At 61.2% G+C, this 12,612-nt stretch carries 13 protein-coding genes, 1 other RNA gene and 2 pseudogenes; 7 read left to right on the forward strand and 9 right to left on the reverse strand.

The genetic code is table 11. The annotated features are described in order from the left end of the window. Window positions 1–112: 112 nt before the first annotated feature. From LJU32_03245 to LJU32_03270, 6 genes and pseudogenes are all read right to left on the reverse strand, one after another. The gene (locus LJU32_03245) at window positions 113–1,117 is read right to left on the reverse strand and encodes an extracellular solute-binding protein (protein ID WKV89443.1); all 1,005 of its coding nucleotides are present in this window, start codon (window positions 1,115–1,117) and stop codon (window positions 113–115) included. A gap of 220 nt (window positions 1,118–1,337) precedes the next feature. Continuing rightward, complete coding sequence (locus tag LJU32_03250; GenBank protein ID WKV91032.1) at window positions 1,338–2,555, reverse strand: 2-octaprenyl-3-methyl-6-methoxy-1,4-benzoquinol hydroxylase; 1,218 nt, start codon at window positions 2,553–2,555, stop codon at window positions 1,338–1,340. 9 nt (window positions 2,556–2,564) lie between these two features. Next, entirely contained in the window at window positions 2,565–3,050 is a 486-nt protein-coding gene (locus LJU32_03255) for a DUF4442 domain-containing protein (protein WKV89444.1), read from the reverse strand. Beyond that, the gene (ubiH, locus tag LJU32_03260; protein WKV89445.1) at window positions 3,043–4,230 is read right to left on the reverse strand and encodes a 2-octaprenyl-6-methoxyphenyl hydroxylase; all 1,188 of its coding nucleotides are present in this window, start codon (window positions 4,228–4,230) and stop codon (window positions 3,043–3,045) included. The genes LJU32_03255 and ubiH overlap by 8 nt, the downstream gene beginning before the upstream one ends. Continuing rightward, complete coding sequence (gene pepP, locus LJU32_03265; GenBank protein ID WKV89446.1) at window positions 4,227–5,561, reverse strand: Xaa-Pro aminopeptidase; 1,335 nt, start codon at window positions 5,559–5,561, stop codon at window positions 4,227–4,229. The genes ubiH and pepP overlap by 4 nt, the downstream gene beginning before the upstream one ends. A gap of 27 nt (window positions 5,562–5,588) precedes the next feature. Then, window positions 5,589–6,148 (reverse strand): annotated as a pseudogene (locus LJU32_03270) (YecA family protein). A gap of 167 nt (window positions 6,149–6,315) precedes the next feature. Between LJU32_03270 and LJU32_03275 the strand changes: the two are divergent. From LJU32_03275 to LJU32_03290, 4 genes and pseudogenes are all read left to right on the forward strand, one after another. Continuing rightward, window positions 6,316–6,482: pseudogene (locus tag LJU32_03275) on the forward strand (TIGR02449 family protein). Further along, complete coding sequence (locus LJU32_03280) at window positions 6,479–6,796, forward strand: cell division protein ZapA (protein ID WKV89447.1); 318 nt, start codon at window positions 6,479–6,481, stop codon at window positions 6,794–6,796. The pseudogene LJU32_03275 and the gene LJU32_03280 overlap by 4 nt, the downstream one beginning before the upstream one ends. 30 nt (window positions 6,797–6,826) lie before the next feature. Then, window positions 6,827–7,005: non-coding RNA, 6S RNA (gene ssrS / locus LJU32_03285), on the forward strand. A 79-nt stretch (window positions 7,006–7,084) separates the two neighbouring features. Beyond that, complete coding sequence (locus LJU32_03290) at window positions 7,085–7,690, forward strand: 5-formyltetrahydrofolate cyclo-ligase (protein ID WKV89448.1); 606 nt, start codon at window positions 7,085–7,087, stop codon at window positions 7,688–7,690. A 35-nt stretch (window positions 7,691–7,725) separates the two neighbouring features. On the opposite strand, the gene LJU32_03295 is transcribed toward LJU32_03290, so the two are convergent. After that, complete coding sequence (locus tag LJU32_03295; GenBank protein WKV89449.1) at window positions 7,726–7,881, reverse strand: hypothetical protein; 156 nt, start codon at window positions 7,879–7,881, stop codon at window positions 7,726–7,728. A gap of 196 nt (window positions 7,882–8,077) precedes the next feature. Between LJU32_03295 and LJU32_03300 the strand changes: the two genes are divergently transcribed. After that, complete coding sequence (locus tag LJU32_03300; GenBank protein WKV89450.1) at window positions 8,078–8,530, forward strand: EVE domain-containing protein; 453 nt, start codon at window positions 8,078–8,080, stop codon at window positions 8,528–8,530. Window positions 8,531–8,643: 113 nt separating this feature from the next. Here the strand turns inward: LJU32_03300 and fliL are convergent, their stop codons facing one another. After that, window positions 8,644–9,051 carry a flagellar basal body-associated protein FliL gene (gene fliL, locus LJU32_03305; protein ID WKV89451.1) on the reverse strand — a complete coding sequence of 136 codons (408 nt, stop codon included), beginning with the start codon at window positions 9,049–9,051 and terminating at the stop codon, window positions 8,644–8,646. A 150-nt stretch (window positions 9,052–9,201) separates the two neighbouring features. Here fliL and LJU32_03310 point away from each other — a divergent pair, with 150 nt between their 5' ends. Continuing rightward, entirely contained in the window at window positions 9,202–10,179 is a 978-nt protein-coding gene (locus tag LJU32_03310) for an NADPH:quinone oxidoreductase family protein (GenBank protein WKV89452.1), read from the forward strand. Between the two features lie 257 nt (window positions 10,180–10,436). After that, a complete protein-coding gene (glpT, locus tag LJU32_03315; GenBank protein ID WKV89453.1) occupies window positions 10,437–11,786 on the forward strand; it encodes a glycerol-3-phosphate transporter in 1,350 nt (449 codons plus the stop codon). Here the strand turns inward: glpT and LJU32_03320 are convergent. Further along, window positions 11,762–12,430 carry a gamma-glutamylcyclotransferase gene (locus tag LJU32_03320; protein ID WKV89454.1) on the reverse strand — a complete coding sequence of 223 codons (669 nt, stop codon included), beginning with the start codon at window positions 12,428–12,430 and terminating at the stop codon, window positions 11,762–11,764. The genes glpT and LJU32_03320 overlap by 25 nt on opposite strands. Between the last annotated feature and the right edge of the window lie 182 nt (window positions 12,431–12,612).

Raw genomic sequence — 12,612 nt, forward strand, 5'->3', positions numbered from 1 at the left:
CTGCGTGGGCACACATCCTGTGACGCTCCGCGTCACGCTTTCAGCGGCACGACGCAGAGCGTCGAAGGCTGCATTCCCACGCGGAGCGTGGGAACGATCAATCGCAAACGCCTCAGTTCCACCCCGCCCGATCCATCATCCGGATCGCCTCAGCCTGACGTTTGCCCGCCACCTCAACCGGCAAGGTATCGGCGACAAACTTGCCCCACGCCGCCACTTCTTCCGAAGGCGCCACCGCCGGGTTGGCCGGGAATTCCTGGTTCACATCTGCAAAAATCTTCTGTGCCTCAGGCGTGGTCATCCATTCAACCAGAGCCTTGGCCGCTTCCGGGTGCGGTGCATGTTTGGTCAGGCCGATGCCCGACAGATTCACGTGCACGCCGCGATCGGCTTGGTTCGGCCAGAACAGCTTCACTGGCAATTCTGGCTTTTGCTTGTGCAGGCGACCGTAGTAGTAGGTGTTGACGATGCCGACGTCGCACTGCCCGGCGTTGATCGCTTCCAGCACTGCAACGTCATCGGAGAACACGTCGGTGGACAGGTTGTTGACCCAGCCCTTGAGGATCTGCTCGGTCTTCTCGGCGCCGTGGACTTCAATCATGGTCGCGGTCAGCGACTGGTTGTAGACCTTCTTCGCCGTACGCAGGCACAGGCGGCCTTCCCAGTTCTTGTCGGCCAGCGCTTCGTAGGTGGTCAGTTCGCCCGGTTTCACTCGCTCGGTGGAATAGGCGATGGTCCGCGCGCGCAGGCTCAGGCCGGTCCAGGCGTGGGTGGACGAGCGATATTGCAGGGGGATGTTGGCGTCGATGGTCTTTGAAGTGAACGGCTGGAGGATGCCCATCTGCTCGGCCTGCCAGAGGTTGCCGGCATCGACGGTGAGCAGCAGGTCGGCGGTGGCGTTTTCACCTTCGGCCTTGATGCGTTGCATCAGCGGCGCTTCCTTGTCGGTGATGAACTTGATCTTCACCCCGGTCTTGGCGGTGTAGGCGTCGAATACCGGTTTGATCAGCTCATCGATACGCGACGAGTAAACCACCACCTCATCGGCAGCCTGGGCAGTGGTGCTGCCGATCAGGGTCAAGGCCAGTGCGGTCAGAAGACGCTTGGGTGCCAACATGGGAGTGGTCTCTCGGTCGGGAAATGTGGGCCAAATGATAAGGACTCACATTTACCACCACAATCGAACACTGGGGGAAGGCGTTACCAGATGTTGCACGGCTCAAAACTGCGGTAAGTGGGCGGACGCTTTCGCGAGCAGGCTCGCTCCCACATTGGAATGCATCTCAACTGTGGGAGCGAGCCTGCTCGCGAAGGGGCCATCAGCCTCAATGAGGCGGTCAGGGCTTTGCCAGAGCTGGAAGATCCCCAGTCAACCCCAGCGCCTCGCGCACAAACAACGCCTTCGCCTCGGGCATCTGCTCGACCAGTTTCAACCCGGCATTGCGCAACCAGCGCAGTGGCAGCGGGTCGGCCTGGAACAACCGCTCGAAGCCCTCCATCGCCGCCATCAGCGCCAGATTGTGTGGCATGCGCCGGCGCTCATAACGGCTCAATACTTTGACATCCGCCAGTCGCTCCCCACGTTCATGCGCTTGCAGCAGCACTTCGGCCAGCACCGCTGCATCGAGGAAACCAAGGTTTACACCCTGCCCCGCCAACGGGTGAATGGTATGCGCCGCATCACCGATCAACGCCAGGCCTTCTGCGACATAGCGTTTGGCGTGGCGCTGACGCAGCGGCACGCAGAGACGTGGATCGGCGCTGATGACCTCACCGAGGCGCCCTTCAAAGGCTCGCTCCAGCTCAGCGCAAAACGCAGTTTCCTCCAGCGCCATCAAGCGCTCGGCTTCACCCGGTGTGGTCGACCAGACGATCGAGCACCAGTCCTGCTGACCATCACGCTCCAGCGGCAGAAACGCCAACGGTCCGTGATCGGTAAAGCGCTGCCAGGCGGTTTTGCGGTGTGGCTGGCTGCAGCGCACGCTCGTCACGATGGCGTGATGCAGATAATCCCACTCGCGAGTCGCCACGCCGGTCAGACGGCGCACCGCTGAATTGGCGCCATCGGCCGCGATTACCAGCGGCGCGCGCAAGGTGCGGCCATCGGCCAGGGTCAGCAGCCAGTCATCGCCGGAGCGACGCATCTGTTCCAGCCGCGCATTGGCCAGCATGCCGAGGTCACAGTCATGCAAACGCTCGAGCAGCGCATCCTGCACCACGCGGTTTTCGACGATGTGGCCGAGCACATCGGCATGCACACTGCTCGCCGAGAAATGAATGTGCCCGGTGCCGCTGCCGTCCCAGACGTGCATGTCGGTGTACGGGCTGCTGCGCCGCTGGGCGATGCCGTCCCAGACGCCGAGGCGTTCGAGGATGCGCTGGCTCGCCGCCGACAACGCGCTGACGCGCGGTTCGAACGCCGCTTCGGCATCGAACGGTTTCACGCTCAGCGGGCTGCCGTCGAGCAGCAGCACTTCCAGGCCGCTGTCCTGTAGCGCCAGCGCCAGGGCGCTGCCGACCATTCCGGCTCCGACAATCAGCAGATCTGCGCGCATTTCCATGCTTTAGGCCTGTCTCGCTTGCGGCTTGAGCCGCACGTAAAGGGTTTTACCGACCCGCGCCACAAGATTGCCGGCGCCGTCATGAATGTCGACCTGCAACTGCGGCAGGTATTTCTCGCCGTTGGCGGTCTGCCGGCGGATCTCGTCGAGCAGGGTCTGGTCGATGTTGAACCGGGCGAACACCGGGCCTTTGCCCGGCGCAATGAAATCGATATCGGCGGCCTTGTCCCAGACGATGTATTTCGGGCCGAGGTTTTCCATGAGCATCAACATGAAGAACGGGTCAACCATCGAATACAGACTGCCGCCAAACTGGGTGCCGACGTAGTTGCGGTTGTACCAGCCCAACCCCATGGACACCTGCACGTCGCGAAAGTCATCGCTGATGTGCCGAACGCGCACGCCGGCGCCAAGATACGGCGGATAAAAGGTCATCACCCAGCGCATCAACCGCGCCTTGCCGAATGTGTTGCTCAGCCACTCAAGCATCCGGACGGGTTCCCAGGCCCATCGCCTGCCGGGCAAACCAGCGTTTGGCTGGCGGCAGCAGGTCGAGGCCGAGCAGGCCGAGGTTGCGCCCCAGCGACACCAGCGGCTGGGTGCTGCCGAACAGGCGCGTGACCTGATCGGAGAAGCCCACCGTCAGGTCCTGATCGAGGCGCTGCCGCTCGCGATAGGCCTGCAACGTAGCGAAGTCGCCCAGCGGCTTATCACTCGCCAGCAGCGCGGTAGCCAAGGCGTCGGCGTCACGCAGCGACAGGTTGAAGCCCTGTCCGGCGATCGGGTGCAGGCTATGTGCGGCGTTGCCAAGCACGGCCAGATGCGAGCGCACCTGTTCTTCAGCTTCGATCAGCGACAGCGGATACAGATGCCGTGCGCCGACCTGTTTCAAAGTGCCGAGGCGGTAACCGAACACGCTTTGCAATTCGCTGAGGAATTCACGCTCGCTCAATTCAGTCAGACGCTGCGCATCCATGCCCAGTCGCGTCCACACCAGTGCGCAGCGATTGTCCGGCAACGGCAGCAGGGCCATCGGCCCCTCGTCGGTGAAGCGCTCGAAGGCCATGCCGTTATGCGCTTCACTCGGGGTGATGTTGGCGATCAGTGCGCTCTGGTTGTAAGGGCGCGTGCGCACGTTGATGCCCAACTGTTCGCGCAGCCCGGAGCGGCCGCCATCGGCGAGCACCGCGAGGTCGCATTCCAGCGTGGTTTCATCGTTGAGGGTCAGGCGATAGCCATCGGCCAACGGCTCCATGCGCGTGACCTCCGCCGGGCAGCGCCACGTGATCACGTCTTTGTCGAGGTGCTGCCACAGGCACTGGCCGAGCCAGGCGTTTTCCACCACGTAACCGAGCGCTGGCACACCCTCTTCCATCGCCGACAAGCGCGCGGTGGAGAAGCGGCCACGGTCGGAGACATGAATCTGTTTGATCGGCTCGGCGCGGCGGGAGATTTCCTGCCACACGCCCAGGCGCTGATAAATCTGCCGCGAGCCGTACGACAGCGCCGAGGAGCGGGCGTCGTAGCTCGGCTGCCAGCTGTCGCCGGGGGCGAACGGTTCGATCAGGACGATTTTCCAGCCCTGCGCCTTGGCCCCGGCCTGCAACGCCAACGCCAGACTGGCGCCGACCAGACCGCCACCGATGATTGCCAGATTGACTCGACTCATGCTGCATGTGTCCTTGCTTGTGCCATCAGCGCTTCGATCTCGGCGACGGTTTTCGGCACGCCGCTGGTGAGAATTTCACAGCCGGATCGGGTCACGACCACGTCATCCTCGATGCGCACGCCAATGCCGCGCCATTTCTTCGCCACGTTCTGATTGTCCGCGGCGATGTAGATACCCGGCTCCACGGTCAGCGCCATGCCGACCTCCAGCACGCGCCATTCGCCGCCGACCTTGTACTCGCCAACATCATGCACATCCATGCCCAGCCAGTGGCCGGCGCGGTGCATATAAAAAGCCTTGTAGGCTTCGCTGGCGATCAATTCGTCAACCTCGCCCTGCAACAAACCAAGCTTGACCAGACCTGCGGTGATCACCCGCACCGTGGCTTCGTGCGCCTGGTTCCAGTGCTTGTTCGGTGCGATCTCGGCGAACGCGGCTTCCTGTGACGCCAGCACCAACTCGTAGATCGCCTTCTGCTCCGGCGAAAACTTGCCGTTGACCGGCCACGTGCGGGTGATGTCACTGGCGTAGCAGTCGATCTCGCAACCGGCGTCGATCAGCACCAGATCGCCGTCCTTGAGCAAGGCGTCATTCTGCTGGTAATGCAGGATGCAGCTGTTGCGCCCGGCGGCGACGATCGAACCGTAGGCCGGCATCTTCGCCCCGCCCTTGCGGAATTCATAATCCAGTTCGGCTTCGAGGCTGTATTCATACAGCCCCGGACGACTGGCCTGCATCGCGCGGATATGCGCTTGCGCCGAAATCCGCGCGGCTTCGCGCATGACCTTCACTTCTGCCGCCGATTTATACAGGCGCATGTCGTGCAGCAGATGATCCAGGGCAACGAATTCATTCGGCGGCTGCGCGCCGAGGTGCGCCTTGGAACGGATCACGTTGATCCAGTCCATCAGGTGCCGGTCGAATTCCGGGTTGCTGCCCATCGCCGAATACACCCGGTCGCGGCCTTCGATCAGGCCCGGGAGGATGTCGTCGATGTCGGTAATCGGAAAGGCGTCGTCGGCGCCATATTCGCGGATCGCGCCTTCCTGCCCTGCGCGCAGGCCATCCCACAATTCGCGTTCGGCGTTGCGTTCACGGCAGAAGAGGATGTACTCGCCGTGCTCGCGACCGGGCATCAGGACGATGACGGCCTGTGGCTCGGGGAAACCACTGAGGTACTGGAAATCGCTGTCCTGCCGGTAGACGTGCTCGACGTCGCGGTTGCGGATGGCCACCGCGGCGGCAGGCAGGATCGCGATGCTGTTGGGTTCCATCTGCGCCATCAGGGCCTTGCGGCGACGGCTGTATTCCGCTTTCGGGATATAGGTCATGGGCAGATGGCTTTCCCTGGCACGCGATTAATGCAGCGACGGTTTGGCGGCTGGCGGCACATCGGTTTTTTGGTTTCCGAGAACAGCAGCAACGGCGCAACGCGCAGGTATTCCATGACTTCCATGTAGTCGGATTCGCCGTCTTCGGATTCTTCCAGCGCGTCCTGCACCTGGGAAATGGCCGCCAGATCCTGCAGCACTTCGGTGGCTTCGGTGCTGAGCATGCTGCTGTCGCGGCAGTTCAGGCCGAACCCGCTGAGGAAGCCCTGGCACCACTCGCCCAGTGCAGCAGCGCGGTCGGCCAGCGGCGCATCGTCGGTCGGCAGCAGCAGAACGACGGTGACGTCGTCGCCGGTCAGCTCGCCCTTGACCATCTCCTGCAGGCCGATCAGGGCATTGCGGACGTTGTCCTGGATATCGCCTTCGAGCAGTTCGGCGGCGTCGATCAGCCAGCCTTCGTGATCGAAGCCGGCGCCGGCGCAACTGCGCCCGAGCAGCACGCCGTGCAGTTCGGCAGGCGAGACGTTGTGGCCGCTGGCAGTCAGCAGGGTGGCAAAAGCTTGGTACGGGGAATTCGCAATGGTCATGGGCAGCTAGGCGCCAGACGGCGCTATGTCTAGAATGAAGGCCTTGTATCCTACATCGACAGCCCCGCCAAGACCATTAAAGGCTGTCCGCCAGTTACCACCCATCAGACGAACACGTGGACCCAATGGAAGACACCGACCTGCAAGCGCTGATGGCCAGACTCGAACTGCTGATTGGCCGAGTCGAGCAACTTAAGAGTCAAAACGCACTCTTACTAGCTCAGGAAAAAACCTGGCGCGAGGAACGCGCTCACCTCATTGAAAAAACGAAATCGCCCGGCGTAAGGTCGAATCGATGATTTCGCGCCTCAAGGCCCTGGAGCAAGACTCATGAGTTCAAGCAATAGCGTTACCGTGCAGATCCTCGACAAAGAGTATTCGATCATCTGCCCGCCGGAAGAACGCAGCAACCTGGTCAGCGCCGCCCGCTACCTGGACGGCAAGATGCGCGAGATCCGCAGCAGCGGCAAAGTCATCGGCGCCGACCGCATTGCCGTGATGGCCGCGCTGAACATCACCCACGACCTGTTGCACAAAGAAGAGCGCCCGGACATCCAGGCCAGCGGTTCGACCCGCGAACAGGTACGCGACTTGCTCGATCGTGTCGATCTGGTCCTGGCCGACGATCAGAACACCGCCAAGGGCTGATTCGACTGACAGCTTGAGGTATACTCGCGGCACTCCCTGGGGTGCTTGCCAGTTGACGATGTCCCGGAGCCGATTCGCACTACCCTGGAAGTTGCACGTTGGGCTGGTGTGCATGTCCGCTAGACGGAAAGCCTTAAAGTCTACTGCTTCTTCCACCTTGAACTTTCGGGTTCAAGGGCTGAGTTGACAGCGGTTCATCCGGGGAGCCTGATTCGAATCCGATGTCGGTGTATGCCGACATCGGATTTTTTATGCGTACGTTTTCGTCCAACCTGCCGAAGCCGAACCATGACCGAACCCGCGCTGCTGCCCCGCCCGCAACTCCGCCGCCTGCTGCGCAAGGCGCGCCGCGCACTGACGCCGGGCGAACAACGCCAGGCTGCCAAAGGCCTGTTCCGGCAACTCGCCCAAGACCCGCATTTTCGCCGGGCGAAACATATCTCTCTGTATTTACCCACCGACGGTGAAATCGATCCACGCCTGCTCCTGCGCGAAGCCCAGCGGCGTGGCAAGGCGACTTATCTGCCGGTACTCAGCGCCTGGCCGCGAACGAAAATGGTCTTCCAGCGCATCCTCCCCGACGAGAAGCTCAAGCCCAATCGTTTCCGGATTCTTGAACCCCGGGCCAATCTGGCTCGGCAACGCAAGGTCTGGGCGCTGGATCTGGTGTTGTTGCCGCTGGTGGGGTTTGACGATGTCGGCGGGCGCCTGGGCATGGGCGGCGGATTCTATGATCGCAGCCTCGCCTATCTGGCCCGGCGCAAGAACTGGCGCAAGCCGACGCTGCTGGGCCTGGCCCATGAATGTCAGAAGGTCGAGCGTCTGGCGCAGGCGAGCTGGGATGTCCCGTTACAAGGCACAGTCACCGACAAGGCATGGTATTTCGCAGAGTAGACGCCGCACAGAACAGCGGCGTCGAAGAGACAGGTTCAGCGTTTGAAAGCAGTCGACTGTTGTACTTGTTGCGCCACTTCAATCGGCGCGTCGGCCTTGTTCGCCCACAGACTCTGCGCGTAACCGGTGGTTACCACGCCCAGGCCAAACAAAATTACCAAAGTCCATAGCAAATCCGGTTTGCGTTTCATCGATTGCCCCCTCAAGGCACATCATCACGATGACAGCAGCGGTTTCCGTTCGTAGGCCGTGCAGCAGCGTCAAGCTTTAAAGGCCGGCATTTTGCGGCAACGTGAACCTGTGCGCAAACGCTGACGTCAACCGACTGTCGGTTTGTCATAAAATTGCCCGACAACCTGCCCAATGACCGCTTCAGGAGCACACCACATGGCCTACTGGCTGATGAAATCAGAGCCCGACGAACTCTCGATCAAGGGTCTGGAAAAGCTCGGCAAGGCGCGCTGGGACGGGGTTCGCAACTATCAGGCACGCAACTTCCTGCGAGCGATGGCGGTCGGTGACGAGTTCTTTTTCTACCATTCCAGCTGCCCGGAGCCGGGGATTGCCGGGATCGGCAAGATAATCGAAGCAGCGTATCCCGATCCGACGGCACTGGAGCCGGACAGCCATTACTTCGATCCGAAGGCTACGCTGGAGAAAAATGCCTGGAGCGCGATCGATGTCGAGCATGTCGAGACGTTCAAACGGGTGTTGAAGCTGGATTATCTGAAGCAGCAGACGGCGCTGGCGGAGCTGCCGCTGGTGCAGAAGGGCTCACGGTTGTCGGTGATGCCGGTTACACCAGAACAGTGGACGGCGGTTATCGGGCTCAAACCCTGATTCATTTTTGCCTGATAAATAGCTTTCGCGAGCAGGCTCGCTCCCATAGGAACATGCAGTCCAATGTGGGAGCGAGCCTGCTCGCGAAGAGGCCAGCCCGGACAGCGAATGACTTACTGAATGATCAGGTTGTTGAACAACAGATCCTCAACCACTGGCTTGCCGGTCTCGTCATTCATGACCTGCTGGGTCTGCTTCAACGCTTCCTGACGCAGCTTTTCCTTGCCCTCGATGCTGCCCATCGCCTCGGTGGTCTGCTGAGTGAACAGCGCCACCAGCTGATTGCGGATCAGCGGCTCGTTGGCCTTGACCAGTTTGGTCGCCTCTTCGCCGGTTACGCGCAGGGCCACATCGGCCTTGTAGACCTTGAGTTTGGCGGTGCCGTCGAGGCCATAGTTGCCGACGAACGGCGGGCTCAGGGTGATGTAATTGACCTTCGGCGCCTCGCCTTCTTTGGCTTCTTCGGCCAGTGCTGCCACAGGCAGAGACAGGGCCAGCAACAACATGATCCACGCTTTCACAATTCGCTCCTTATCCGGTTTGCGGCCTAGCATAACGACCCGCCGCGCAAGCACAAGCTTATGGCTGACTATCAGGGCCGGGCATGCTCGTTGACCCGTTGATTCACACACCTACACTTATCGGCCATCACTCCCAAAGGAATAGCCCTGATGAAAGCCGTGCTGTGCAAAGCCTTCGGCCCTGCCGAATCGCTGGTGCTGGAAGACGTCGCCAGCCCTGTCGCCAAGAAGAATGAAATCCTGCTGGACGTGCACGCCGCCGGGGTCAATTTCCCGGACACGCTGATCATCGAGGGCAAATACCAGTTCAAGCCGCCCTTCCCCTTCTCGCCGGGCGGTGAAGCGGCGGGCGTCGTGCGCGAAGTCGGCGAAAAGGTCAGCCACCTGACAGTCGGCGACCGGGTCATGGCCCTGACCGGTTGGGGCAGTTTTGCCGAGCAGGTGGCGGTGCCGGGCTACAACGTCCTGCCGATTCCGCCGTCGATGGATTTCAACGTCGCCGCTGCATTCAGCATGACCTACGGCACGTCGATGCACGCGCTCAAACAACGCGCCAACCTGCAACCGGGCGAAACCCTGCTGGTCCTCGGCGCATCCGGTGGTGTCGGCCTCGCCGCGGTGGAGATCGGCAAAGCCATGGGCGCCCGCGTGATCGCCGCCGCCAGCAGTGCCGAGAAACTCGCGGTGGCCAAGGCTGCCGGCGCCGATGAACTGATCAACTACAGCGAAGCCAGCCTCAAGGACGAGATCAAACGCCTCACCGACGGCCAGGGCGCCGACGTGATCTACGACCCGGTCGGCGGCGACCTGTTCGACCAGGCCATCCGCGCCATCGCCTGGAACGGCCGCCTGCTCGTAGTCGGCTTCGCCAGCGGCCGCATCCCCGAACTGCCGGTCAACCTCGCGCTGCTCAAAGGCGCGGCGGTGCTCGGCGTGTTCTGGGGCTCCTTTGCCCAGCGCCAACCCCAGGACAACGCAGCCAACTTTCAGCAGCTGTTCGCCTGGTTTGCCGAGGGCAAGCTCAAACCGCTGGTGTCACAGGTGTACCCACTGAGCAACGCCGCACAGGCAATCGATGATCTTGGCCAGCGCAAAGCCGTGGGCAAGGTTGTCGTTCAGGTTCGTTAAGAACATGGAGCGATCCGGAGCAGCGATCCGGATCGCCTCAGCACTGACATGCGTCTCTGAAATACGCAAAACCGCAGAAACCCACCCGAGCCACCATTCCCTCCGCGCCCCGTACTTGTCTCAGAGCGACATGTTCATAAAGGAACGCTCACCTGCCCAAATTTCCGCTGTTTTGCCGACGTGAAGCGATGCTATTTTCGGTAACGAAACTGTAACATTCGCATCCGCAGTCAAAACAAGAAAACTGGAGCTCTTGAATGTTTGCTTTCTTTCGTCCTGCCGCACATCAGGCTCCTTTGCCTGAAGAAAAAATAGACAGCACCTACCGCCGCCTGCGCTGGCAGATCTTCGCCGGTATCTTTATCGGCTACGCCGGTTACTACCTGCTGCGCAAGAACTTCTCCCTGGCCATGCCGTACCTGATCGATGAAGGCTACAGCCGTGGCGACCTCGGTCTGGCGATGTCGGCGATCGCCATTGCGTATGGTTTGTCGAAATTCCTCATGGGCCTGGTGTCCGACCGCTCCAACCCGCGCTTCTTCCTGCCGTTCGGCCTGCTGGTGTCGGCCGGGGTGATGTTCATTTTCGGTTTCGCGCCGTGGGCAACGTCCAGCGTGACGATGATGTTCATTCTGTTGTTCATCAACGGCTGGGCGCAGGGCATGGGCTGGCCGCCGAGCGGGCGGACCATGGTGCATTGGTGGTCGCAGAAGGAACGCGGTGGCGTGGTCTCGGTGTGGAACGTGGCGCATAACGTCGGCGGCGGTCTGATCGGCCCGCTGTTCCTGATCGGCATGGGCCTGTTCAATGACTGGCACGCGGCGTTCTACGTACCGGCAGCGGTAGCGCTGGGCGTGGCGGTATTCGCCTTCATCACCATGCGTGACACCCCGCAATCGGTCGGCCTGCCGCCGATCGAGCAGTACAAGAACGATTACCCGGAAGGCTACGACGCCAGCCACGAAGACGAATTCAGCGCCAAGGAAATCTTCGTCAAGTACGTGCTGCGCAACAAAATGCTTTGGTACATCGCCATGGCCAACGTTTTCGTCTACCTGCTGCGCTACGGCGTGCTGGACTGGGCGCCGACCTACTTGAAGGAAGCCAAGGGCTTCACCGTGGATAAAACCTCGTGGGCCTATTTCTTCTACGAGTGGGCGGGGATTCCAGGCACGCTGCTGTGCGGCTGGATGTCGGACAAGATCTTCCGTGGCAATCGTGGCCTGACCGGCATGGTGTTCATGGCGCTGGTGACTGTTGCGACCCTGGTGTACTGGCTGAATCCGGCCGGCAACCCGATGGTCGACATGATCGCCCTGCTGTCGATCGGGTTCCTGATCTACGGTCCGGTGATGCTGATCGGTCTGCAGGCGCTGGAACTGGCGCCGAAGAAAGCCGCCGGTACCGCAGCGGGCTTCACCGGCCTATTCGGTTATCTGGGCGGTTCGGTCGCAGCCAGTGCGGCGATGGGCTACACCGTCGACCACTTCGGCTGGGATGGCGGTTTCGTCCTGCTGGTCGGCGCTTGCCTGCTGGCGATGGCCTTCCTTGCGCCAACGCTATGGCACAAGCAAGTTGCCAGTCAAAGCCGTGAAGCGGTCGCCTGATCGCTGTGTGATTTACAGCGCTTGAGCCGCGCCTCCAGATTTCGATCCGGCATGGCGTGGCTGCGCAGGGCGTGCACGGTCTGCTCGACATAATCGCGAGTGGTGCCGTAACGCCCGCTGGCGCTGGCAAAGACCTGGCTGAGCACATGATCCGGCAAGTTGCCGGCATAGCTCGGCAGGTGACGCTCCAGAACAAATCCCAAGGCCTGCACCTGAGTGCCATCTTCGAGCCGGCAATTGAGCCAGTGCGGGCGATACGACGGAAACGGCATCTCGCGTTTCCACAAGGCATACAGCGCCGTATCGAGATCGTCTTCCGGCAAACGGTAGGCAAAGCCACTGCATGAGCCACCGCGATCCAGACCGAATACCAGGCCGGGCATTTCCGGCGTACCCCGGTGCTCGTGGGACCACAGGTACAAGCCACGATGATAGCCATGCACGCGACCGCGCATGCGCTCAACCGCCGTGCATTCCGGCCGCCAGATCAGCGAGCCATAGGCGAACAACCACACCGGCCCGCCCTTGTGGCGCGCCATGGTCGATTGCATGGAAGCGAGAAGTTGTTCGTGCGTCAGCTGCGGCCCAAGATCGAGCCGCGGAGGGTAAGCCAGGTTCAGAATTGCGTTTTCAATGGCGCTCATGGCGAATAGCGTTCAGCTCCCCGCGGGTGAAGAATTACTTAATAGAACGCACCGCTGTAACAATAAGGCACATATGTTTCAAGGCAATTTAAGTGCCACCGATTAATTACCTGACTGATATATAACCTAGCGGTATTTACGCAATTAGATAAATACCGATCGGCTATATGTAGAGTTATAAC

This window comes from Pseudomonas sp. B21_DOA (assembly GCA_030544685.1).
Taxonomy (GTDB): domain Bacteria; phylum Pseudomonadota; class Gammaproteobacteria; order Pseudomonadales; family Pseudomonadaceae; genus Aquipseudomonas; species Aquipseudomonas fluorescens_AO.